Source organism: Ramlibacter sp., from assembly GCF_028291745.1.
In the GTDB taxonomy this organism is placed as follows: domain Bacteria; phylum Pseudomonadota; class Gammaproteobacteria; order Burkholderiales; family Burkholderiaceae_C; genus Ramlibacter.
In genome coordinates this window covers 1-23,607 of the sequence record NZ_JAQGNQ010000054.1, presented here as the reverse complement: position 1 = coordinate 23,607, position 23,607 = coordinate 1, and the positions used below count along the sequence as shown (strand labels likewise).

Below are 23,607 nucleotides of genomic sequence, written 5' to 3'. Positions count from 1 at the left end.
ACGAACTCGGGCAGCTGCTCGATCACACCGGTCCGGTCGCGGCCAGCGAGCGCAATGCGGCACGCATCTTCAACGCCGACCACTGCTTCTTCGTGACCAACGGCACCAGCACGTCGAACAAGATGGTCTGGCACCACGAGGTCGCGCCGGGCGACGTGGTGGTGGTGGACCGCAACTGCCACAAGTCGATCCTGCACTCGATCATCATGACCGGGGCCATCCCCGTGTTCCTGAAGCCGACGCGCAATCACTTCGGCATCATCGGTCCGATCCCGCAAAGCGAGTTCTCCCCCGAGGCGATCAAGGCCAAGATCAAGGCCAACCCGCTGTTGAAGGGCGTCGACCCGGAGACGGTGAAGCCGCGCATCCTGACGCTCACCCAGTCCACCTACGACGGCGTCCTGTACAACACCGAGACCATCAAGCGCATGCTCGATGGCTACGTCGAGGCGCTGCATTTCGACGAGGCCTGGCTGCCGCACGCCTGCTTCCACCCGTTCTACGGCAGCTTCCATGCGATGGGCAAGAAGCGCAAGCGGCCGCAGAAGTCGCTCGTGTACTCCACGCAGTCGATCCACAAGCTGCTGGCCGGCATCAGCCAGGCCAGCCACGTGCTGGTGCAGGACGCCGAGGAGAACAAGCTGGACCGCCACCTGTTCAACGAGGCGTTCCTGATGCACACGTCGACGAGCCCGCAGTACGCGATCATCGCCAGCTGCGACGTGGCCGCGGCGATGATGGAGCCGCCCGGCGGCACCGCGCTGGTGGAGGAGTCGATCCAGGAGGCGCTGGACTTCCGCCGCGCGATGCGCAAGGTCGACCAGGAATACGGCAAGGACTGGTGGTTCAAGGTCTGGGGGCCCGACAAGCTGGCGGAAGAGGGCATCGGCCGGGCCGACGACTGGATCATCAAGGGCGAGGCGCGTTCCGCCAAATGGCATGGCTTCGGCAACCTGGCCGAAGGCTTCAACATGCTGGACCCGATCAAGTCCACCATCGTCACGCCTGGACTGGACCTCAATGGCAAGTTCGCCAAGACCGGCATCCCGGCGTCCATCGTGACGCGCTTCCTGGCGGAGCACGGCGTCATCGTGGAGAAGACCGGCCTCTACAGCTTCTTCATCCTGTTCACCATCGGCATCACCAAGGGCCGCTGGAACACGCTGCTGTCGGCGCTGCAGCAGTTCAAGGACGACTACGCCAAGAACCAGCCGATGTGGCGCATCCTGCCGGAGTTCTGCCAGCAGTTCCCGCGCTACGAGCGCATGGGCCTGGCCGACCTGTGCCAGTACGTGCACGAGCTCTATGCCAAGTACGACATCGCGCGCTTGTCGACGGAGATCTACCTGAGCGACCTGCAGCCGGCGATGAAGCCCAGCGACGCCTTCGCGCACATCGCGCATCGCAAGACCGATCGCGTGCCGATCGACGAACTGGAAGGGCGCATCACCACGGCGCTGATCACGCCGTATCCGCCCGGCATTCCGCTGCTGATTCCGGGCGAGGTCTTCAACAAGAAGATCGTCGACTACCTCAAGTTCGCGCGTGCCTTCAACGAGGAGTGCCCCGGCTTCGAGACCGACATCCACGGGCTGGTGATGGAGGTGGACGCTACCGGCAAGACGCGCTACTTCGCGGATTGCGTGAAGGAATAGGGTGTGCACTACTCCCTCCCCTCCGGGGGAGGGTTGGGAGGGAGAAAACCTATTCCGCGACGATCGCCGTGTGGCTGAACCCTGCATCGACATACGTGATCTCCGCCGTCACGCCGCCGGCGAGATCGCTCAGGAGAAATGCGGCCACGTTGCCCACATCCTCGATCGTCACGTTGCGGCGCAGCGGCGCGGCCTGCGCGACGATGCTCAGCAGCTTGCCGAAGTCCTTGATCCCGCTCGCGGCCAGCGTCTTGATCGGACCGGCGCTGATGCCGTTCACGCGAATCCCCTTGGGACCGAGCGAGCCCGCGAGGTAGCGCACCGACGCCTCCAGCGATGCCTTCGCCAGCCCCATCGTGTTGTAGTTGGGAACCAGCCGCAGCGAGCCGAGATAGGTCAGCGTGAGCAGCGCCGACTTGTCATTGAGATAGGGCAGGGCCGCCTTGGCGAGTGCCGGGAAGCTGTAGGCGCTGATGTCGTGCGCCACCTTGAAGCCCTCGCGCGAGAGCCCCTCGAGGAAGTCGCCCGCGATCGCTTCGCGCGGGGCGAAGCCGATGCTGTGGACGAAGCCGTCGAACTTGGGCCAGGTGGCCGAGAGGTCCGCGAACAGCTTGGCGATCTGCGCGTCGTCGCCCACATCGCAATCGAAGATCAGGCTCGATCCGAACTCGGCGGCGAATTCGGTGATGCGGTCCTTGAACCGCTCGCCCACGTAGCTGAAGGCAAGCTCCGCGCCCTGCTGCTGGCAGGCGCGCGCGATGCCATACGCGATCGAGCGGTTGGACAGCACGCCCGTGATCAACAATTTCTTGCCAGTGAGGAAGCCCATGGAACTCTCGTGTGAAAAAACTCGGCAGAATTGTCGCATGCGAGGTTTGCTGCCACTGCTGGCCCTGGTCCTCAGCCCGGCGGCCTGGGCCGCCCATGGCTACGCTTTGTGGGATGACCTCAAGTATCCCGCCGGCTTCCAGGCTTTCGATTACGCCAACCCGGCCGCGCCCTGGGGCGGGGAACTGCGCCTGGTGAGCAACCAGCGCTATTCCAATTTCGACAAATACAACCCGTTCACCATCAAGGGCGCGCCGCCGGCTTACCTCGCCAGCCTGATGTTCGAGTCCCTGCTGGCCGGTTCGATGGACGAGCAGGCCTCGGGCTACGGCCTGCTGGCCGAGGACGTCGAAGTGGCGCCGGACCGGCTCGCCGCCACCTTCCGCCTGCGCAAGGAGGCGCGCTTCCACGACGGCTCCCCGGTGGAGGCCTACGACGTCAAGCATAGCTATGACACGCTGATCGGCCCTTATGCGCAGCCTGGCTACCGCACGCTGCTGGAGGACGTGGCCGGCTGCGACGTGGTCGACGCGCTCACCGTACGCTTTCGCTTCAAGAAGCCGAACCGCGAATTGCCGCTCACCGTCGGCAGCCTGCCGATCTTCAGTCGCCACTGGGGCGTCGTGAACGGCAAGGCCAAGCGCTTCGACGAGGTCGTCACGGACATCCCGATCGGCAGCGGCCCCTACAAGATCGGACCGGTGCGCTTCGGCAAGGACATCACCTACGTGCGCGATCCCGGCTACTGGGGCCGCGGCCTCAACGTGCGCCGCGGCAGCGCGAACTTCGAGCGCATCACCATCCGCATCTACCAGGACAACACGGCGCGGCTCGAGGCACTGAAGGCGGGCGAGTTCGACATGATGACCTTCTATTCGGCCGGCGACTGGGCGCGGCGCGTCACCGGCCGCCGCTTCAAGACCGGCGAACTGGTCAAGCGCGCTTTCGGCCACAAGCAGCCGGCGGGCTTCCAGAGTTTCGTGCTGAACGTGCGCCGCCCCTTGCTGCAGGACCGCCGCGTGCGCGAGGCCCTCGACCTGGCGCTGGATTACGACTGGATGAACCGGCAGATGTTCTACAACGGGTACCCGCGCGTGACGGACCTGTTCGGCAACACGGACTGCCAGGCCACCGGGATGCCCAGCGCGCAGGAACTGGAGTTGCTGGCGCCCTGGAAGGGCCGCATCCCCGATGCGGCGTTCGGCCCCATGTACACGCCGCCCACCACGCTCGGTCCCGGCCATTCGCTGCGCGAGAACCTGCGCAAGGCGGCGGCGCTCCTGAAGGCGGCTGGCTGGGAATACCGGGATGGCGCCCTGCGCAACGCGCAGGGCCGGCCCTTCGTGCTGGAGTACATGGACAGCAAGGAGGGTGGGGTGCGCACCGTCACGCCGTGGATGCGCAACCTGGAGAAGCTTGGCGTCGAGCTGAAGTTCGCCTCGGTGGACTTCGCGCTGTACCAGCAGCGGCTGGACAAGTTCGAGTTCGACGTCACCACGATCAACTTCCCGGGCACTTTCAATCCCGGCCAGCAACTGGCGGATGTGTTCGGCAGCAAGGCCGCCGATACCGAGGGCTCCGGCAATTACTCGGGCATCAAGGATCCGGCGGTCGATGCGCTGGTCGCCGCCGCGGCCGGCGCCAGGAGCAAGGCGGAACTGCTGCCGGCCTGCCGCGCACTCGACCGCGTGATCATGCACAACCATTACCTGGTTCCCCAGTGGAGCCTGTCGGCCCACCGCATGGCGTACAACTCCTGGCGTCTTGCGTTCAAGGAACCGATGCCGCCTTATGCGCCCGCCGAGGAGTGGGTGATGTTCTACTGGTGGTCCAAGGGCAGCCCGGGGGATTCGCACTGATGTTCGCCTATGTCCTCAAGCGCCTGCTGCTCATGATCCCGACGCTGCTTGGCGTCCTGATCGTGACCTTCCTCGTCATCCAGTTCGTGCCGGGCGGGCCGGTCGAGCAGTACCTCTCGGAGGCGAAGGCGGCCGCCGGCCGCGGCAGCGTCGAATCGGGCGGTTCTTCCTATCGCGGCAACCAGGGCGTCGATCCCAAGCGGCTGGCGGAGATCAGGGCGCTGTACGGCTTCGACAAGCCGGCTCCGGAACGCCTGTGGCAGATGCTCAAGCAGTTCGCGCGCTTCGACCTGGGCCGCAGCTTCTTCCAGAACAAGAGCGTCGGCCAGCTGGTGCTCGAGAAGCTGCCGGTGTCGATCAGCCTCGGCCTGTGGACCTTTCTCATCAGCTACGGCGTGGCCGTGCCGCTGGGCGTTGCCAAGGCGGTGCGGGCCGGCACGCGCTTCGACTTCGTCACGACGCTGATCGTGCTGGTCGGCTATGCCATTCCGGGCTTCGTGCTCGGCGTGGCCTTGCTGGTGATCTTCGGCGGGCAGCTGCAATGGTTTCCCTTGCGCGGACTGACCTCGCCCAACTGGGAGGAACTGAGCTGGCCGTCGCGCATCCTCGACTACTTGTGGCACATCACGCTACCGGTCACGGCCATGGTCCTGGGCAGCTTCGCCGTGATTGCCATGCTGACCAAGAACGCCTTCCTGGAGGAGATCCGCAAGCAATACGTGCTGACCGCCCGGGCCAAGGGCCTGGGGGATCGCCAGGTGCTCTGGAAGCACATCTTCCGCAATGCCCTGATCCCCATCGTCACCGGCTTTCCGGCGGCATTCGTGGGCGCCTTCTTCACGGGCTCGCTGCTGATCGAGACCTTGTTCTCCCTGGACGGCCTGGGCCTGCTCAGTTATGAAAGCGTGATCCGGCGCGACTACCCGGTGGTGCTGGGCACGCTCTACCTCTTCACGCTGATCGGCCTGGTCACCAAGCTGATCAGCGACCTGTGCTACGTCTGGGTGGATCCGCGTGTCAAATTCGATTGAAGTCACGGCACCGCTCGAGGGCGCGCCCTTGCGGCCCGACGAGCCGCCCGCGCCGGCGCTGCCCGGGCAGGGCAGCCTGTCCCCGGGCCGGCGCGCCTGGCTGCGCTTCAAGCGCAATCGCCTGGGCTACACCAGCTTGGTGCTCTTCTGCGTCATCGTGGTCATGAGCCTGCTGGCCGAGGTGCTCTCGAACGACCGGCCCCTGATCGTCCGCTACGAAGGGCAGTTCTATTTCCCCGTCTTCAAGGAGTACCCGGAAAAGATTTTCGGTGGTGACTTTCCCACGCCCGCGGACTACCTCGATCCCTTCATCCGCCAGCGCATCACCGCCGGACCCAACTGGGCCGTGTACGCGCCCAATCCCTACGGCGCGAAGACGATCAACTACTTCGCCAAGTCGCCCAGCCCCGCCGCGCCGACCTGGGACAACTGGCTGGGCACCGACGACCGCGGACGCGACCTGCTCGCGCAACTGATCTACGGCTTCCGCGTCAGCGTGCTGTTCGGCCTGGCATTGACCGTCACGGGAACGATCCTGGGCATCCTGGCGGGCGCGGTGCAGGGCTACTTCGCGGGCAAGACCGACCTGCTGATGCAGCGGCTGATCGAGATCTGGAGTTCGGTGCCCGACCTGTACCTGCTGATCATCTTCAGCTCCATCCTGTCGCCCAGCGTCGGCCTGCTGCTCGTGCTGCTCAGCCTGTTCGGCTGGATGTCGCTCTCCGATTACGTGCGCGCCGAGTTCCTGCGCAACCGGCAGATGGATTACGTGCGCGCCGCCCGGGCGCTGGGCGTGGGCAACAGCCGCATCATGTGGAAGCACATCCTGCCCAACAGCATGACGCCGGTGGTGACCTTCCTGCCTTTCCGCATGAGCGCCGCGATCCTGGCGCTGACCTCTCTGGACTTCCTCGGCCTGGGCGTGCCGCCCGGCACACCGTCGCTGGGCGAGCTCTTGAACCAGGGCAAGGCAAACCTCGACGCGTGGTGGATCTCGCTGTCGACCTTTGCCGTGCTGGTGATCACGCTGCTGCTGCTCACGTTCATGGGCGATGCGCTGCGCGACGCCCTCGATCCGCGCAAGGCGGATGCATGACGCTTCTCTTGCCCCCTCTCCCGCCTGTGGGAGAGGGCTGGGGTGAGGGTTCTCGATACCAGCAGGGCGTGAATTGAACGAACAGAACATCCCTCTCCCACCGCTCCTGGACGTCAAGGACCTGCGCATCTCCTTCGGCGGCAAGGAGGTCGTGCATGGCGTCGATTTTTCCATCGCCCCGGGCGAGAAGGTGGCCCTGGTCGGCGAGTCCGGCTCGGGCAAGACCGTCACCGCCTTGAGCCTGGTGCGCCTCGTGCACAACGCGCACATCAGCGGCTCGGCCCGTCTTGCCGCGGCGCAGGCGGGCGAGGCCCCGGTCGAACTGCTGCAGGCTTCCGAACGCCAGCTGCTGGGCATCCGCGGACGCGACATCGCGATGATTTTCCAGGAGCCGATGACGGCGCTGAATCCGCTCTACAGCATCGGCGACCAGATCGCCGAAGTGCTGGAGCTCAAGCAGGGCCTCACGGCGCGGCAGGCTTGGGAGGGCGCCATCGAAGCGCTGGCCGCCACCGGCATCCCCGAACCGGCCCGCCGGGTCAGCGCCTTTCCGCACCAGCTGTCCGGCGGACAGCGGCAGCGCGCCATGATCGCCATGGCGCTTGCGTGCCGCCCGCGGCTGCTGCTGGCCGACGAGCCGACCACGGCGCTCGACGTCACGCTGCGCCAGCAGATCCTGGACCTGCTGGCCGACCTGCAGCGGCAGACCGGCATGGCCGTGCTGCTGATCACGCACGACCTCAACCTGGTGCGGCGCTTCGCCGATCGCGTGGCCGTGATGGAGCGCGGCTACCTGGTGGAGCAGGGCGCGGTCGCCACGGTCTTCGAGCAACCGCAGCATGCCTACACCCGCAAGCTGATCGAAAGCCGGCCGGCCCGCGACGTGCAGGCGCCGCGCGCCGGCGAGCCGCCCCTGATGGAGGCGGACGGGCTGCGCGTGGGCTATCCCGTGCCCATCGCCGGCATGAAGGGCTGGTTCCGCAGGGGCGAGTTCGTCGCCGTGCAGGGGGCGCAATTCCAGGTGCCGCCGGGCGGCACGCTGGGCGTCGTTGGCGAGTCGGGCTCGGGCAAGTCGACGCTGGCACTGGCCGCGCTCGGACTGATCCCCCACAAGGGCAAACTGGCGGTGGTCGGTACGAACTGGGGCCCGCAGGCCGCGGCCAATCGCGCCATCCGCCGGCTGGTGCAGGTGGTGTTCCAGGATCCCTTCTCGTCGCTGTCGCCGCGCATGACGGTGGAGGAGATCGTTGGCGAGGGCCTGCTGGTGCACGAGCCCGCGCTGGACATCAGGCAGAGGCGCGAGCGCGTGTACCGCGTGCTCGAGGAGGTCGGCCTGAGCGAAGCGGAGTTCCCCGGTTTGCTGTCCCGCTATCCCCATGAATTTTCCGGCGGGCAGCGCCAGCGCCTCGCCATCGCCCGCGCACTGATCGTCGAGCCGCAACTGCTGGTGCTCGACGAGCCGACCAGCGCGCTCGACGTCACGATCCAGCAGCAGGTGCTCAAGCTGCTGCAGCGCCTGCAGCGGGAGCGCGGGCTGTCCTATCTGCTGATCACGCACGACGTCGACGTGATCTGGGCCATGGCGCACGAGGTGCTGGTGATGAAGGACGGGCACGTGCTGGAGTCGGGCACGGTGGAGGAGGTGCTGCACAACCCACGCAACGCCTATACGCAGACGCTGGTGGCGGCGGCTTCGTGACGCTGCGCGGCGTTGTGGGGTGCGGCTTCGCGCGAACCCAACTCCACCGTGATCACAGCGCCATCCAGATCCCCGCCCCGCCGGCGACCACCAGGCTCGCGGCCCAGGCGACATCGAGGTTGAGCCAGATCTGCCGCAGGAAGCTGAGTCCCAGCCAGCGGTAGACCACCCATGCAATCGTGGCGCCCGCGAGCACCGTGGCCACTGTGTGCACGGTCGCGACCAGCAGCGCGGTGCCGAGGTCCGATCGCGCGAACGCGGCATCCAGATGCGCGTGCACTCCGGCCGGCGCGCACAGCCCCAGCATGAAGGGCACCAGCATCAGACCGGCCCCATGTGCGGTTGCTACCAGGAACGACCACCAAGCCAGGCGGTGCGGCGGGATGCGCGCCAGCATCCGCGGATGCCGCCGCCACACGAGGCGGACGAGCCCGAAGGCCAGCACCAGGCCGCCGGCAGTTACGCGGACTACCGTGCTCCATTGCATCAGCCACCCGAGCGCCGCCACCGGCAGCAGCACCACAGCCATCGCCGCAAAATGACCGTATCCCAACGGAACGACCGTGCGGAACATGGCGCCCGCCCTGCGCTCCGAGAGTGCACTTGCGACCGCCAAAGGCCATCCCATCGCCGGATTCACGCCGTGGTAGAGACCCAGGGCGAGCACCGCCAGCCAAGCCGCCCAGTTCGTGTTCAAGCCGAGGGATAGCAGAAGGAGTCGGTCGAACAGTCGCCACCCTGCAGCCGCACCTGGTGGGCGCCGTAGTCCGCACCGAACTCGACATAGAACTCGCGGTCGACCTCGATGCCGCCATCCGCACCCACCTTGCACATCGCCTGCACGCCGGGAATGCCTTGCGGATAGAACTGCGCATCCCAGCTGCTGTAGAGCGAGTTGGTGAAGAAGACGCGCTTGCCGTCGCGACTGATCTCCACCATCTGCGGCCCGCCGCCGAACGGGCTGCCGGTCGGATGCTTGCCGCGCTGCACGATGCCGCCAATGCGCACGCTGCCCGCCAGCTCGGGCCGCATCGGGTCGGTCACGTCGTATTGGCGCAGCTCGCCAGTGCCCCAGCACGCCACGTACAGGAAGCGGTCATCGAGCGACAGGTCGATGTCGCTCACCAGCGGCGGCACGGCGCCGAAGCCTTTGAGCAAGGGCGGCAGGTCGTCGGCCGCGGCGGGCTCCGGCGGGATGACGGCCGTCTTTCTCGCATGGAAGCGGCCGCCTTCGCGCCACCAGGTCCACACCGACGCTTCGAGGTTGGTGGTGTCCACCACCACGCCGAGGAAGCCATATTCGCGGGACGGATCGTGGGCCGGGCGGATCTCCAGCGCCATCTGGTGATTCGCGCCGAGATCGATGCTCTGCACATGACGGCGTTCGCGCAGGTTCCAGAAATGCAGCGCGTGCCCGTAGCGGTTGCCCAGCAGGTCCTCGGCGACGAGGCCGTTCTCGAACTGCGGCGGCAGCCCCCATTCGCTGGACACCATGTAGTCGCGCGGCAGGTTCCACCAGAAGTCGTAGTGCTTGCGCTGCGGGCCGCGGTCGATCTCCCAGCGTCCCAGCACCTCGAAGGTCTGGCAGTCCATGATGAACACGCCGGGCGGCCCCTGCGTGCCGTCGGCTCCCGCGCCGCCCAGCGTGCTGATGTAGATGCCCTCCGGCCCGCAGTGCACGGTGTGCGGGCGCGAGTAGCCGGTCTTGCGCAGGATCTCGTCGGGCTCGATCGTCTTGACGAGCTTCGGCTGGGTCGGATCGGGCTGGGTGTCGAACACGTGGATCCGCGAGGAGCGCATGCCGGGCAGGATCAGGTAGCGCCGTTGCAGGAAGGGATGCCCCGTGAGCGGCGACAAGGCCGAGCTGCAGGCGTTCCAGCCGAAGTGATGCAGTTCGTCGCCCCGGTTCGGCAGCTCGACGCGGTTCAGCACCGAGGAATAGGTCGGCGAGGCCGGATCGACGTCGACCACGGCCAGCGCGTCTGGCCGCGAACGGTCGGGTGACAGCAGGGCCGTGTACGCGAGGCGTTCGGGTTCGGCCTCCATTGCAAGCCGCGCCGAAGCGTGGAAGGTGGGATCCGGGCGCAGGGTTTCGAGCATGGCGGTCCTCCGTGTGGCTGCCGCAGCGGGCAGCCTGCGGATAGTGATCGGGGTGGCGCCACAGTCAAGGCCGAGGGACGAACGGAGCACGCAAGCAGCACGGAAAGGGGCTGGCGGGGACCGCGCTTCCCGCGTTGCGCAGCCCGGCCAATCGGAGTAGGTTTGCCCGGACGCGGTCTTTCGTTTCAGCCGTGCCCCGCCCGTGAAGAACTGTCCGTTCAGCGCCGAACCGGTACCCCCGACGAGCTCCTGGCTCTACCTGCTGGAGCGCTTCGACGTGGGCGTCGTGCACATCGACCGCGACCTGCGCGTCACGGGCATGAACGAGTTCGCCCGCCGCAGCCTGCCGGTCGAGGAGAAGATGCCTTTCGGCGAGGTCGTGACCTCGTTCCACCCGGAGAGCGCGCGCGCCAAGGTCAAGTTCCTGCTCGGGCAGGCGGAGTGCCCGGTGAACAACGCACCGCCGATGGCCATGATGATCAACATCCCGGACCGGATGCTGCTGATCAAGGTCTCGAAGATGGGCGACGCGCAGGGCGCCACCACCGGCTACACGCTGGTCTTCTACGACATCACCGACGTGGTGACGCACCAGGTCGAAAGCAGCCCGGTGCGCGCCGCCGGCGAAGTGCCGGAGCGCCGGCAGCTGCGCAAGATCCCCACCGTGCGCAAGAACCGGGTCGTGCTGGTGGACGTGCCCGCCGTCTCCTTCATCCGCTCCGAGGGCCATTACACCTGGGTGCATACGGCACAAGGCAGCCATTTCTGCAACCTCAACATCGGCGATCTCGAGGGCCGGCTCGACCCGCAGCTGTTCCTGCGCGTGCACCGCAGCTACGTCGTCAATCTCTCGCAGGTCGACGAGATCGTGCGCGACGAAGGCCGCATGAGCCTGCGCATGATCGGCCCGCCGCCCAACGCCATCCCGGTCTCGCGCGCCAGCGCCCCGGTGCTGCTGGAGCAGCTCGGGCTGGGCGACAGCTTCGCGCTCTCCACGCGGTCCTGAAGCCATTCGTGCAGCACCGCTGCCGTTCGTGCAGCGCCAGCGCATCTGGTTGCGCCAGCCGCGCGCCGTGTCGGCCTTTGCCTACAGTCCAGAGCCCAGGCCGATGCGCGCCGATGCAAGGAGACGAGCGTGATCCCCAGTCCCTTCGAATACCACGCCCCCACGAGCCTGGCCGATGCCATCTCGCTGCTGGGCCGCTTTGGCGACGAGGCCAAGCTGCTGGCTGGCGGCCACAGCCTGCTGCCCATGATGAAGCTGCGCTTTGCCGCGCCGGCGCACCTGATCGACCTGGCGCGCATCCCGGACCTGCGCGGCATCGCCCAGGTCGGCGACCAGATCCATATCGGCGCCATGGCCACCGAAAACGACCTGCTGCGCTCGGCGCTGCTGGCCGAGAAGGTGCCGCTGCTGGTGGAAGGTGCGCGCTCCATCGCCGATCCGCAGGTGCGCTATCGCGGCACGGTCGGCGGCGACATCTCGCATGGCGACCCGGGCAACGACCATCCGGCGTTGATGCTGGCGCTCGGTGCCTCCTTCGTGCTGCGCGGGCCGGGCGGCGCGCGGACGGTCAGCGCCGCCGATTTCTTCCACGGCCTCTATGACACCGAACTGCAGCCGGGCGAGGTGATGACGCGCATCGAGGTGCCGATTCCGCCCGCGGGCACCGGCTGGGCCTACGAAAAGCTCAAGCGCAAGATCGGCGACTTCGCCACCGCCGCCGCCGCCGTGCTGCTCAAGATGGATGGGGCACGGGTGGCCAATGCCAGCATCACCCTGACCAACCTCGCCGCGACGCCGCTGAAGGCCGTCGCCGCCGAAGCCGCACTGGCCGGCCGCGTGCTCGACGAATCGGCGCTCGCCGAAGCCGCGCGCCTGGCGATGGAGATCTGCGACCCGGTCGCCGACCAGCGTGGCGACGCCGACTACAAGCGTGCCATGGCCGGCGAGATGACGCGCCGCGCGCTGCAGAAGGCGCACTCGCGCGCCAGCGCCTGAAGCCCAACACCCAAGGAGCGAAGATGGCCAACAAGCACCTGGTGTCGTTCACGCTGAACGGCAAGGAAGTCGACGTGGCGGTGGAACCGCGCGAACTCCTGATCCACACGCTGCGCGAGCGGCTGCTGCATACCGGCCCGCACATCGGCTGCGAGACCTCGCATTGCGGCGCCTGCACGGTCGACTGCGACGGCATGTCCGTCAAGTCCTGCACCATGCTCACGGTGCAGTGCAACGGCTCGCAGATGCTGACGGTCGAAGGGCTGGAGCAGGGCGGCACCTTGCATGCGCTGCAGCAAGCCTTCCACGAGCAGCACGGTTTGCAGTGCGGCTACTGCACGCCCGGCATGCTGACGCGCGCGTATCGGCTGCTGCAGGAGAACGCGAATCCGACCGAGGAGGAGATCCGCTACTCGATCTCCGGCAACCTGTGCCGCTGCACCGGCTACCAGAACATCGTCAAGGCCGTGCAGGCGGCCGCGCAGAAGCTCGCGGCCACGGCTGCAGTCTGAAGGAGCACCACCATGGGCGACATGTCGGATCTGCAGAAGAGGGAAGAACAACTCCAGGGCATGGGCACCTCGCTCCTGCGCAAGGAGGACGCGCGCTTCATCCGCGGCCAGGGCAGCTACGTCGACGACATCAAGCTGCCGGGCATGCTGTTCGGCGCGCTGGTGCGCAGCCCGTATGCGCATGCCCGCATCAAGGGCATCGACAAGAGCAGGGCGCTGGACTCACCCGGGGTGGTGGCGGTGTTGACGGCCGACGACCTCAAGCCCCTCAACCTGCACTGGATGCCCACTCTGGGCGGTGACGTGCAGGCGGTGCTGGCGGACAAGAAGGTCTGCTTCCAGTTGCAGGAAGTGGCCATGGTGCTGGCGACGGATCGCTACGCCGCCGCCGACGGCGCGGCGCTGGTGGAGGTCGACTACGAGGAACTGCCGGCGATCGTCGACCCGAAGAAGGCGATGGATGCCGACGCGCCCCTGATCCGCGAGGACATCGCCGAGAAGAAAGACGTGGGCCACGGGCCGCGCCAGCATCCCAACCACATCTTCACCTGGGAGGCGGGCGACAAGGCAGCGGCCGACGCCGCCTTCGAGGGCGCGGCCGTCACGGTGCGCGAGGAGATCCTCAATCCGCGCGTGCATCCGTGTCCGCTGGAAACCTGCGGCTGCGTGGCCTCGTTCAACAAGCCGACCGGCAATCTCACGGTCTACATGACCTCGCAGGCGCCGCACCTGGTGCGCACGGTGCTGGCGATGCTCTCGGGCATCGCCGAAAGCAAGATCCGCGTGGTGGGCGGCGACATCGGCGGCGGCTTCGGCAACAAGGTGCCGGTGTACCCGGGCTATGTGGTGGCCATCGTCGCTTCGATCGTGACCGGCGTGCCGGTCAAGTGGATCGAATCGCGCATCGACAACATCTCCACCACCGGTTTCGCCCGCGACTATCACGGTGTCGGCGAACTCGCGGCCGATGCCGACGGCCGCATCAAGGGCCTGCGCTTCACGGCCTTGGCCGACCACGGCGCCTTCAATTCGCATGTGTCGGCCAGCAAGTTCCCGGCGGGACTGTTCTCGATCTGCACCGGCTCGTATGCGATTCCGAACGCGTATTGCCGGGTGGATGCGGTCTTCACCAACAAGGCGCCCGGCGGCGTGGCCTATCGCTGCTCCTTGCGCGTGACCGAGGCCGTGTACCTGATCGAACGCATGATCGACGTGCTGGCCCAGAAACTGAATATCGACAAGGCGGAGATCCGCCGCCGCAACTTCGTCGCCAAGGAGGAGTTTCCCTACCAGACCTCGCTGGGCTGGACCATCGACAGCGGCGACTACGCGCCGGCACTGGAGAAGGTGCTCAAGGCAGTCGACTACGACGGCCTGCGCCGCGAGCAGGTGGAAAAGCGCGCCAAGGGCGAGCTGATGGGCATCGGCATTGCCACCTTCACCGAGATCGTCGGCGCCGGGCCGACCAAGGCCTGCGACATCCTGGGCATCGGCCTGTTCGACAGCTGCGAGATCCGCGTGCATCCCACCGGCGGCGTGATCGCGCGCCTCGGCACCATGAGCCAGGGCCAGGGCCACGCCACCACCTACGCGCAGATCATCGCCACCGAGCTCGGCCTGCCGGCCAGCGACATCGTGGTGGAGGAGGGTGACACCGACAAGGCGCCTTATGGCGCCGGCACCTGGGGATCGCGTTCGACGCCGGTGTCGGGGGCGGCGACGGCCAAGGCGGCACGCAAGATCAAGGACAAGGCCAAGCAGATCGCCGCCCACCTGCTCGAAGTGGGCGAGGGCGACCTCGAGTGGGAGGTCGACCGCTTCACCGTCAAGGGCAACCCCGGGCAGGCGAAGACCATGAAGGAGCTCTGCATGGCCGCTCACCAGGGCGACTTGCCCGAAGGGATGGAGCAGGGCCTGAACGCGGTGGCGTACTACGACCCGCCCAACATGACTTTCCCCTTCGGCGCCTACGTCTGCGTGGTCGACGTCGACAAGTACACCGGCGAGGTGAAGATCCGGCGCTTCTATGCGCTGGACGACTGCGGCACGCGCATCAACCCGATGATCATCGAGGGCCAGATCCACGGCGGCCTCACCGAGGCGTTCGCGGTGGCCCTGGGCCAGCAGGTGCCCTTCGACGAGAACGGCAACCACCTGGGCAACAGCCTGATGGACTACTTCCTGCCGACCGCGGTCGAGACGCCTCACTGGGAGACCGACCACACCGTCACGCCCTCGCCGCATCACCCGCTGGGCGCCAAGGGCGTGGCCGAGTCGCCGCACGTGGGCGGCATCCCCTGTATCAGCAATGCGGTGGTCGATGCCTTCGCGCACCTGGGTGTGACGCACATGGACATGCCGCACAGCGCCTTCCGCGTCTGGCAGCAGTGCCATGCGCTGGGCATCGATCGCCACTGAGGACCCTGCCGCATGAAAGTCCAGATCGAGAAAAGCTTTCCGCTGGCGGCGTCGGCCGACGCCGCCTGGGCCCTGCTGCAGGACCTCGAGGCCGTGACGCAATGCATGCCCGGCGCCAGGATCACCGAGCACGTCGATGCCTCGCACTTCAAGGGCACGGTGGGCGTGCGGGTCGGCCCCGCCAGCATGGCCTTTCGCGGCGAGGTGGAAGTGCGCGAGATCGATGCGGCCACGCGCTCGCTGCACCTGATAGGACGCGGGACCGACAACACCGGCACCTCGGGTGCCGCCATGGACTTGCGCGCGCACATCGAGCCCGATGGCCCGGCGGCATGCAAGCTCGTGGGGCTGAGCGAAGTGTCGGTCAGCGGCAAGGCGGCGACCTTCGGCGGCCGGCTGATGTCGGGCGTGGCCGACCAGGTGCTGCAGCAGTTCGCGGCGAACTTCGCCAAGCGCTTGCCGCCGGCGCCGCAGGAGCCGGTGGTCGCAACTCCGGTGGTCGCAACGCCGGTCGTGGCCGATGCCGCGGCGACCGAGCCGCCGCTCACGCCGCCGATAGCCGTAGCTGCCGCCGCCACGCCGGCAACGATCACGACGGCTATGCCCGTCGCCGAGGCGCCCGTGCGCGACATCAATGGGCTTGCCCTGCTGTGGGGCATGGTGCGCGACTGGTTCCATCACTTGTTCGAGGCCAAGCGGGCATGACAGGCCTTGGCCGCCCCGGCGAAGTCGCGCTGCTGCAGCAGTCGCTCGCCGCGGCTGGCTACATCGCGGAGTCGGCACTCGCGGCGGCCTTGCTGCTGATGCTGGATCTCGAGCGGCCGCTGCTGCTGGAAGGCGATGCCGGCGTCGGCAAGACCGAGATTGCCAAGGCACTCGCCAGCGTGCGGGCGACCCGCCTGATCCGCCTGCAATGCTACGAAGGCCTCGATGCCCACTCGGCGATGTACGAGTGGAACTACCAGCGGCAGTTGCTGGCCATCAAGCTGCTCGAAGGCGACGGCCGCGACGTTGCGCTCAAGGAGCAGGACATCTTCTCCGAGCGCTATCTCCTCAAGCGGCCCTTGCTGGAGGCGATCAGCTGCGCGCAGCCGCCGGTGCTGCTGATCGACGAGATCGACCGCGCCGACGAGGCCTTCGAGGCCTACCTGCTGGAGCTGCTGTCCGACTTCCAGCTCTCGATTCCCGAGCTCGGCACGGTGCGCGCCACCAGCCGGCCGCTGGTGGTGATCACCTCCAACGGCACGCGCGAGCTGTCCGATGCCTTGCGCCGGCGCTGCCTCTACCAGTACATCGAGTACCCGGACCACGAGAAGGAACTGGCGATCGTCCGCATGAAGGCGCCGCAGGCCGCGCCGGGGCTGGCGCGCCAGATCGTCGCCTTCGTGCAATCGGTGCGCCGCATGGAGCTGCAGAAGAAGCCCGGCATCGCCGAGACGCTGGACTGGACGGCCGCCCTGCTGCGCCTGGGCATCTCGGCGATCGAGCGCGAGGGCAGCGAGCGCATCCTCGACACCTTGGGCGCGCTGATCAAGACCCGCGACGACCGCGCCGCCTTCCCGCGCGAGGCGGTCGCCCGGCTGGCTGCAGCATGTTGAACACCCCCGACTGCATGCTGGCCGACCGCGCGGGGCAGCGGCTCGCCGGCTTTCCCTCCTTCCTGCGCGCCAACGGCTTCGCCGTCGGGGCCGGCGATGCGGTCGATGTGCTGCGCACTGCACAGCAGGTCGGCGTGCTCGATCAACCCCTGCTGCGCTGCAGCCTGCAGGCGCTGCTGTGCGGGCGCTGCGAGGAGTGGCGCCGCTTCGACGAATTGTTCGATGCCTGGTTCCTGCCCGCCAACCGCTGGGCGGCGCCGCAGCAGCGGATCGTGGAAGCGCCGGGCAGCGTCGCCATCGCAAGCGCGGATGGCAGTGTCCGGGAACGCGCTGCCGACGGGGACACCCTGAAGCCGCGCGATGCCGCCAGCCGCGCCGCCTCGCTGGCCTCCGCCGACTTCCGTGACCTCGATGCGCGCGAGCACGTCCTCGAGATCGAGGCGCTGATGCGCCGCTTCGCCCGCCGCCTGCGCCCCCTGCGCCTGCGCCGCTCGATGGCAGCGCGCCGCGGTCGGCGGCTGGCCTTGCAGGCGACGATCCGCCGCAGTGTCGCCACCGGTGGCGTCCCCCTGCGCCTGTGCTGGACGAGCCCGCGCCGGGTGCGGCCACGGCTGGTGCTGCTGCTCGATGTCAGTCGCTCGATGCAGGCGTACAGCTTCTTCTACCTGCGGCTCGCCCGTGCCTTGAGCGGCGAGCTGGCGGACGTGCACAGCTTCATCTTCCACACCCGCGTGACCGCCGTCACCGAGGCGCTGCACGACCCGGACCCCTGGCGCGCACAGGAGCGGCTGCACCTGCTGGCCATGGGCTGGGGCGGTGGCACGCGCATCGGCGAGAGCCTGGCGCAGTTCAACCGCGAGCACGCGCCGCGCCTGGTGCATTCACGCACGGCGGTGATCGTGCTGAGCGACGGCTACGACACGGGGGACCCCACGCAACTGGCCGGCGCGCTGGCGCAGTTGCGGCGACGCGCGCGGCGCATCGTGTGGCTCAACCCGCTCTGCGGCCGCCCCGGTTATGCGCCGGTCAGCCAGGGCATGCAGGCGGCGCTGCCGCACCTGGACCTGCTGGCGCCCGGTGGCAGCCTGGCCGCGATCGCTGCGGTGCTGCCCGAAATCCTGGAGGCACTGACATGAACCCCGATCCCGCCGGCTTCCGCTTTTCCGCCGTCGTGCTGGCGGCCGGCCAGTCTTCGCGCATGGGTGGCCGCAACAAGCTGCTGCTGCCCCTCGCTGGCGAAACCGTGATCCGCCGCACCGTGCGCACCGTGCTGGCCGCCGGCATGCAGGAGACCGTCGTCGTCACCGGCCACCAGGGGCGCGAGGTGATGCGCGCCTTGATGGACCTGCCCGTCACCCTGCAGCCCAACCTGCGGCACGAAGAAGGGCAGATGCGCTCGGTCGCCGCGGGCGTCGCCGCACTGGCGCAGGCGACCGATGCGATCCTGGTCTGTCCCGGCGACCTGCCACTGCTGACCTGCGAGGACTTGCGCGTCCTGATGGACGTTTTCTGCGCCCACTCCGATCACTCCATCGTGATCCCGCGCCATGCCGGCCAGCGGGGCAACCCCATCGTGTTCGCCTCGGCGTATGCGCCCGAAGTCGCGGCGGGTCGCCGGCTGATCGGTTGCCGCAAGTTGGCTGCGCAGTATCCCGAGGAGACCTGGTATTTCGAGGCCGATCACGAGCGCTACACCACCGACCTCGACACGCCCGAGGACTACCGGCGCGTGCTGGAGCGGCTCGGCCTGCCGCTGGAAGAGGCCGCCTGATGACTAGCGCCGCCTGGTCCGCGCTGGGCTTCGCGCTGGTGCTTGCCGGCCTGCTCGTGCTGGCACGGCTGCGGCCCGGCCGCGGCGGCCTGACCTCGCCGCAATGGATGCTGCTGCTGGGGGCCGTGGGCATGCTGGCGGGCCTGGCCGTGGACGCCCGTGTGGGCGGCCTGGACACGCTCGCTTCGCTCTGTGCCGGGCCGAGGGATCTCGCGGGCATGGTGGCCTTGCACCTGTCGCAACTGCCGCTCGCGCACATCGGCATGGTGGGCGGCGGGCTGGTGGTGGTGCCGCTGATGCCGCGGCTCAAGCGCGGCTGCCGCCGCCAGCTGTGCGCGCAGCTCGGGCAGAACCTCGTCTGTTCCGGCTGGATGGTGGCCGGCATGGGCGCGGGCTCGCTGCTGTTCCTGGAACTGGCCGGCTGGGCTGGCGCCGTGGGCGATCCGGCGGCGGTGCTGGCCGGCATGTTCGCCGGCATGGTCTGGGGCATGGTGGCCAGCGTGACGCTGGTGCAGGCACTGCTGCGGCTGAGCCTGGGGGCGCGCAGCAACGCCGGTCGCGGTACTTGAAAAGCGCGGCGCGGCCGCTACCTGTGACCAGTCGCCCTGCGTCTGCGGAGTGCGCGAGCCGCGACACCCGCCCGCTTCGCCTTGCCTTGTAGCCCACGCCTTGCGAGCCAATGGTTTGAGAGCTATAATGCCGTCTTCACGACCAAACGGGCGGGTAAGCAACCGCCCGTTTTTTTTGGTTGATCCACTCACACACTTGGCACTACAAGACATCGTCACCGCTACCGTGGCCGGCCTCGGCTATGAACTGGTGGAGCTCGAACGCTCCGCCGGTGGCACGCTGCGCGTGACCATCGACTTCCCCTGGAATCCGCAGGAGGGGGAAGAGAAGTTCGTGAATGTCGAAGACTGCGAGCGCGTGACGCGCCAGCTGCAGTACACGCTGGAAGTCGAAGAAGTCGATTACCAGCGGCTCGAGGTGTCGTCGCCGGGCATCGATCGCCCGTTGCGTAACGAGCGGGATTTCGAGCGCTACGCCGGCGAGCTGGTGGACATCACGCTGAAGGCGCCCATGGGCGCCGCCGCCGCCGGCCAGGTCGCGCCCAACCGCCGCAAGTTTCGCGGCACGCTGGAGCAGGCGGCCGACGGCAAAGGCTGGCAGATCGCCTGGAGCGACGAGCCCGAGCCCATGCCGGGACAGAAGGTTTCGAAGAAGAAGAGGGAGTCCGTGGCCATGCAGGTCCTGGGCTTCACGCTGGACGAGGTGAGGGATGCGCGTCTGGCACCGATAGTGGATTTCAAGGGGCGCAAGCGCGCCGGGGTTCAGGAGCAAGGGAAATGAATCGCGAACTGTTGATGCTGGTGGACGCCATCTCGCGCGAGAAGAACGTCGAGCGCGACGTCGTCTTCGGCGCGGTCGAGGCGGCCCTGGCCCAAGCCACCAAGAAGCTGTACCAGGGCGAAGTCGACATCCGCGTGGCGGTCGACCGCGACAGCGGCGATTACGAGACTTTCCGCCGCTGGCTGGTGGTGCCCGACGAAGCCGGCCTGCAGAACCCCGACGCCGAGGAACTGCTGATGGATGCCCGCGAGCGGGTGGCCGACGCGGAAGAGGGCGAGCACATCGAGGAAGGCATCGAGTCGGTGCCGATCGGCCGCATCGGCGCCATGGCTGCCAAGCAGGTCATCCTGCAGAAGATCCGCGACGCCGAGCGCGAGATGCTGCTCAACGACTTCATGTCGCGCGGCGACAAGATCTTCGTGGGCACCGTCAAGCGCATGGACAAGGGCGACATCATCGTCGAGAGCGGACGCGTCGAAGGGCGCCTGCGCCGCGGCGAGATGATCCCCAAGGAGAACCTGCGCAACGGCGACCGCGTGCGGGCCATGATCATGGAGGTCGACCTGACGCTGCGCGGCGCGCCGATCATCCTGTCGCGCTCCGCGCCCGAATTCATGATCGAGCTGTTCCGCCAGGAAGTGCCGGAAATCGAGCAGGGCCTGCTCGAGATCAAGAGCTGCGCCCGCGACCCCGGCAGCCGCGCCAAGATCGCCGTGCTCTCGCACGACAAGCGGGTCGACCCGATCGGCACCTGCGTGGGCGTGCGCGGCTCGCGCGTCAATGCGGTCACCAACGAACTGGCCGGCGAACGCGTCGACATCGTGCTGTGGTCGGAAGACCCGGCGCAGTTCGTGATCGGCGCACTGGCGCCGGCGAACGTGTCGTCGATCGTGGTCGACGAAGAAAAGCACGCCATGGACGTGGTGGTCGACGAGGAGAACCTCGCCATCGCCATCGGCCGCGGCGGCCAGAACGTGCGGCTCGCCAGCGAGCTGACCGGCTGGAAGATCAACATCATGGATGCCAACGAGTCGGCGCAGAAGCAGGCCGAGGAGCAGTCCACGATCCGCGCGCTGTTCATGGAGAAGCTGGACGTCGACGAGGAAATCGCCGACATCCTGATCGTCGAAGGCTTCACCAGCCTCGAGGAAGTGGCCTATGTGCCGATTTCCGAGATGCAGGAGATCGAGTCCTTCGACGAGGACACGATCAACGAACTGCGCACACGCGCCAAGGATGCGCTGCTCACCATGGAGATCGTGCGCGAGGAAAGCGTCGAGGAAGTCTCGCAGGACCTGCGCGACCTCGACGGCCTGTCGCCGCAGTTGATCGCCAAGCTGGCTGACGCCAACGTACACACCCGAGACGAGCTGGCCGACCTGGCTGTCGACGAACTCACGGACATCACTGGCCAGTCCGCGGAAGAGGCCAGGACCCTGATCATGAAGGCGCGGGAACATTGGTTCACGGGCCAGGCAGCCACCGCTGCCGCGCACGAGTGACAGGGAGGGGACGAACAACACATGTCTAGTACTACCGTCGCAGAGTTCGCGAACGAACTCAAGAAATCGACCGAAACGCTGCTGGAGCAACTCCGCAGCGCCGGCGTGTCCAAGAGCGCGCCAACCGATTCGCTGACCGATGCCGACAAGCAGAAGCTGCTGGGTTACCTGCAGGCGAGCCACGGCACGGCCACGGCCGATCGCAAGAAGATCACGCTGGTGAAGAAGTCGACCTCCGAGATCAAGCAGGCCGATGCCACCGGCAAGGCCCGCACGATCCAGGTCGAAGTGCGCAAGAAGCGCACCTTCATCAAGCGCGATGAAGGCTCCGACACGGCCGTGATGGACGCGCCCGAAACGGCTGCGCACGCGCAGTCGTCCGGACCTGCGGGCGCCGACGAGGCCGAACTCGCCCGCCGCGAGGAGGAAGCCCGCCGCCAGGCCGAACTGATCCGCCGCCAGGAGGAAGAACTGGCCGTCACGCGCCGCGAGCGCGAGGAGCAGGAAGCCCGTGCGCGTGCCGCCGACGAGGCGCGCACCGTTGCCGAACGCGAGTCCGAACGCGAACGCGAGGCCGATGAGCGGGCGCAGGCCTACAGCGCTGCCAAGGCGGGCGCAACCGCCGCCAAGGCCGCCGAGGCCGAGGCCGCACAGGCCGTGGCGAAGGCGCAGACCGAGGCTCGCGAGAAGGCTGCCACCGAAGCGCGCGAAAAGGCCGCTGCCGAATCCAAGGCCCGCGCCGACGAGGAAGCCGCGCGTGCCCACGACCTGCAGGAGCGCCGCCGCAAGGCCGAAGCCGAAGCCGCCGCGATCCGCTCGATGATGAGCGCGCCCAAGAAGGTGCTGGTCGCCAAGGCTCCGGAAAAGCCGGTGGCCAAGCCGGCGGAAGCGGCCAAGCCGGCCGTCAAGGGCACGCTGCACAAGCCGGCGCAAGGCACGGGCACGCCCCGTCCCGGCGCGCCTGCCGCGACCCCGGCTGGTCCGGGTGCGGGCAAGGAAGTCAAGTCCGCCAAGCTGTCTTCGAGCTGGGCCAACGATCCGGCCAAGAAGAAGGAAATCAAGACCCGCGGCGACTCGTCCGGCGGCGTCGGCCGCAACTCGTGGCGCGGCGGCCCCCGTGGCGGCCGGCGCGATCATCGCGACCGCGACGACCACCATTCGCAGGCGGCGCAGGTCGAACAGCGGATCATCGAGGTGCACGTGCCCGAGACCATCACGGTCGCCGAGCTGGCGCACAAGATGGCCATCAAGGCCTCCGAAGTGATCAAGGTGCTGATGAAGATGGGCCAGCTGGTCACCATCAACCAGTCGCTGGATCAGGACACGGCCATGATCCTGGTTGAGGAAATGGGGCACAAGGCGGTGACCGCGGCGCTGGACGATCCGGAAGCGTTCACCGAAGAGGACGTCGCTGCGCAGACGGCGGTATCGCTGCCGCGCGCACCGGTCGTCACCGTGATGGGCCACGTCGACCACGGCAAGACCTCGCTGCTGGACTACATCCGGCGCGCCAAGGTGGCGGCGGGCGAAGCGGGCGGCATCACGCAGCACATCGGCGCGTACCACGTCGAGACCGCGCGCGGGATGATCTCCTTCCTGGACACCCCGGGCCACGAGGCGTTCACCGCCATGCGTGCCCGCGGTGCACAGGCCACCGACATCGTCATCCTGGTGGTGGCGGCCGACGACGGCGTCATGCCGCAGACCCGCGAGGCGGTGAAGCATGCCAAGGCGGCCGGCGTTCCGATCGTGGTCGCGGTCAACAAGATCGACAAGCCCGATGCCAACGCGGACCGCGTGAAGCAGGAACTGGTGGTCGAGCAGGTCGTGCCGGAAGAGTACGGCGGCGAGTCGCCCTTCGTGAGCGTCTCGGCCAAGACCGGGCAGGGCATCGACGAACTGCTCGAGCAGGTGCTGCTGCAGGCGGAAGTGCTGGAACTGAAGGCGCCGGTCGACGCGATGGCCAAGGGCCTCGTGATCGAAGCGCAGCTGGACAAGGGCCGCGGCCCGGTGGCCACGGTGCTGGTGCAATCCGGCACCCTCAAGACCGGCGACGTCGTGCTGGCCGGCCAGACCTACGGCCGCGTGCGCGCGATGCTCGACGAGAACGGCAAGGCGATCAAGTCCGCAGGACCTTCCATCCCGGTGGAGATCCAGGGCCTGACCGAAGTGCCGCAGGCCGGCGA

General features: G+C 67.8%; 20 protein-coding genes. 17 read left to right on the top strand and 3 right to left on the bottom strand.

Going from position 1 to position 23,607, the window contains the following annotated elements; all coding sequences use genetic code 11:
- Positions 1 to 1,655 (top strand): aminotransferase class I/II-fold pyridoxal phosphate-dependent enzyme (locus JWP60_RS08970; protein WP_299789449.1); only part of this gene is annotated, 1,655 nt, incomplete at its 5' end.
- Positions 1,656 to 1,704: 49 nt separating this feature from the next.
- On the opposite strand, the gene fabI is transcribed toward JWP60_RS08970, so the two are convergent.
- Entirely contained in the window at positions 1,705 to 2,484 is a 780-nt protein-coding gene (gene fabI, locus JWP60_RS08965; RefSeq protein WP_299789446.1) for an enoyl-ACP reductase FabI, read from the bottom strand.
- Between the two features lie 37 nt (positions 2,485 to 2,521).
- Between fabI and JWP60_RS08960 the strand changes: the two genes are divergently transcribed.
- The 4 genes from JWP60_RS08960 to JWP60_RS08945 all read left to right on the top strand — a co-directional run bounded on the left by JWP60_RS08960 (position 2,522) and on the right by JWP60_RS08945 (position 8,168).
- Positions 2,522 to 4,342 carry an extracellular solute-binding protein gene (locus JWP60_RS08960; RefSeq protein WP_299789443.1) on the top strand — a complete coding sequence of 607 codons (1,821 nt, stop codon included), beginning with the start codon at positions 2,522 to 2,524 and terminating at the stop codon, positions 4,340 to 4,342.
- Complete coding sequence (locus JWP60_RS08955) at positions 4,342 to 5,373, top strand: ABC transporter permease subunit (protein ID WP_299789440.1); 1,032 nt, start codon at positions 4,342 to 4,344, stop codon at positions 5,371 to 5,373. The genes JWP60_RS08960 and JWP60_RS08955 overlap by 1 nt, the downstream gene beginning before the upstream one ends.
- A gap of 28 nt (positions 5,374 to 5,401) precedes the next feature.
- Complete coding sequence (locus JWP60_RS08950; RefSeq protein ID WP_299789452.1) at positions 5,402 to 6,469, top strand: ABC transporter permease; 1,068 nt, start codon at positions 5,402 to 5,404, stop codon at positions 6,467 to 6,469.
- Between the two features lie 73 nt (positions 6,470 to 6,542).
- Positions 6,543 to 8,168 (top strand): dipeptide ABC transporter ATP-binding protein, encoded by a 1,626-nt coding sequence (locus JWP60_RS08945; protein ID WP_299789437.1) that lies wholly within the window; start codon positions 6,543 to 6,545, stop codon positions 8,166 to 8,168.
- A 52-nt stretch (positions 8,169 to 8,220) separates the two neighbouring features.
- On the opposite strand, the gene JWP60_RS08940 is transcribed toward JWP60_RS08945, so the two are convergent.
- Together JWP60_RS08940 and JWP60_RS08935 are read right to left on the bottom strand one after the other, a co-directional pair.
- A complete protein-coding gene (locus JWP60_RS08940) occupies positions 8,221 to 8,865 on the bottom strand; it encodes a hypothetical protein (RefSeq protein WP_299789434.1) in 645 nt (214 codons plus the stop codon).
- A complete protein-coding gene (locus JWP60_RS08935) occupies positions 8,862 to 10,268 on the bottom strand; it encodes a selenium-binding protein SBP56-related protein (protein ID WP_299789431.1) in 1,407 nt (468 codons plus the stop codon). Before JWP60_RS08935 ends, JWP60_RS08940 begins: the two co-directional genes overlap by 4 nt.
- A 202-nt stretch (positions 10,269 to 10,470) precedes the next feature.
- Here JWP60_RS08935 and JWP60_RS08930 point away from each other — a divergent pair, with 202 nt between their 5' ends.
- The 12 genes from JWP60_RS08930 to infB all read left to right on the top strand — a co-directional run.
- On the top strand, positions 10,471 to 11,274 hold the full coding sequence (locus JWP60_RS08930; protein WP_299789428.1) for a LytTR family transcriptional regulator: 804 nt from the start codon (positions 10,471 to 10,473) through the stop codon (positions 11,272 to 11,274).
- A gap of 129 nt (positions 11,275 to 11,403) precedes the next feature.
- On the top strand, positions 11,404 to 12,270 hold the full coding sequence (locus JWP60_RS08925) for a xanthine dehydrogenase family protein subunit M (protein WP_299789425.1): 867 nt from the start codon (positions 11,404 to 11,406) through the stop codon (positions 12,268 to 12,270).
- A gap of 23 nt (positions 12,271 to 12,293) precedes the next feature.
- Positions 12,294 to 12,782: a (2Fe-2S)-binding protein gene (locus JWP60_RS08920; protein WP_299789422.1), complete on the top strand. Its 489-nt coding sequence runs from the start codon at positions 12,294 to 12,296 to the stop codon at positions 12,780 to 12,782.
- 12 nt (positions 12,783 to 12,794) lie between these two features.
- Positions 12,795 to 15,200 carry an aerobic carbon-monoxide dehydrogenase large subunit gene (locus tag JWP60_RS08915; protein WP_299789419.1) on the top strand — a complete coding sequence of 802 codons (2,406 nt, stop codon included), beginning with the start codon at positions 12,795 to 12,797 and terminating at the stop codon, positions 15,198 to 15,200.
- A 12-nt stretch (positions 15,201 to 15,212) separates the two neighbouring features.
- A complete protein-coding gene (locus tag JWP60_RS08910; protein ID WP_299789416.1) occupies positions 15,213 to 15,905 on the top strand; it encodes an SRPBCC domain-containing protein in 693 nt (230 codons plus the stop codon).
- Positions 15,902 to 16,798 carry a MoxR family ATPase gene (locus JWP60_RS08905; protein WP_299789413.1) on the top strand — a complete coding sequence of 299 codons (897 nt, stop codon included), beginning with the start codon at positions 15,902 to 15,904 and terminating at the stop codon, positions 16,796 to 16,798. The genes JWP60_RS08910 and JWP60_RS08905 overlap by 4 nt, the downstream gene beginning before the upstream one ends.
- The gene (locus JWP60_RS08900) at positions 16,792 to 17,934 is read left to right on the top strand and encodes a VWA domain-containing protein (RefSeq protein ID WP_299789410.1); all 1,143 of its coding nucleotides are present in this window, start codon (positions 16,792 to 16,794) and stop codon (positions 17,932 to 17,934) included. The genes JWP60_RS08905 and JWP60_RS08900 overlap by 7 nt, the downstream gene beginning before the upstream one ends.
- Entirely contained in the window at positions 17,931 to 18,569 is a 639-nt protein-coding gene (locus tag JWP60_RS08895; protein ID WP_299789407.1) for a nucleotidyltransferase family protein, read from the top strand. The genes JWP60_RS08900 and JWP60_RS08895 overlap by 4 nt, the downstream gene beginning before the upstream one ends.
- Entirely contained in the window at positions 18,569 to 19,138 is a 570-nt protein-coding gene (locus tag JWP60_RS08890; protein ID WP_299789404.1) for a hypothetical protein, read from the top strand. The genes JWP60_RS08895 and JWP60_RS08890 overlap by 1 nt, the downstream gene beginning before the upstream one ends.
- 196 nt (positions 19,139 to 19,334) lie before the next feature.
- Positions 19,335 to 19,919, top strand: a complete 585-nt coding sequence (gene rimP, locus JWP60_RS08885; protein ID WP_299789401.1) for a ribosome maturation factor RimP — start codon at positions 19,335 to 19,337, stop codon at positions 19,917 to 19,919.
- Complete coding sequence (gene nusA / locus JWP60_RS08880; protein ID WP_299789398.1) at positions 19,916 to 21,421, top strand: transcription termination factor NusA; 1,506 nt, start codon at positions 19,916 to 19,918, stop codon at positions 21,419 to 21,421. The genes rimP and nusA overlap by 4 nt, the downstream gene beginning before the upstream one ends.
- Before the next feature lie 21 nt (positions 21,422 to 21,442).
- Positions 21,443 to 23,607: translation initiation factor IF-2 (infB, locus tag JWP60_RS08875; RefSeq protein WP_299789395.1), on the top strand; the 2,165-nt coding region annotated here is incomplete at its 3' end.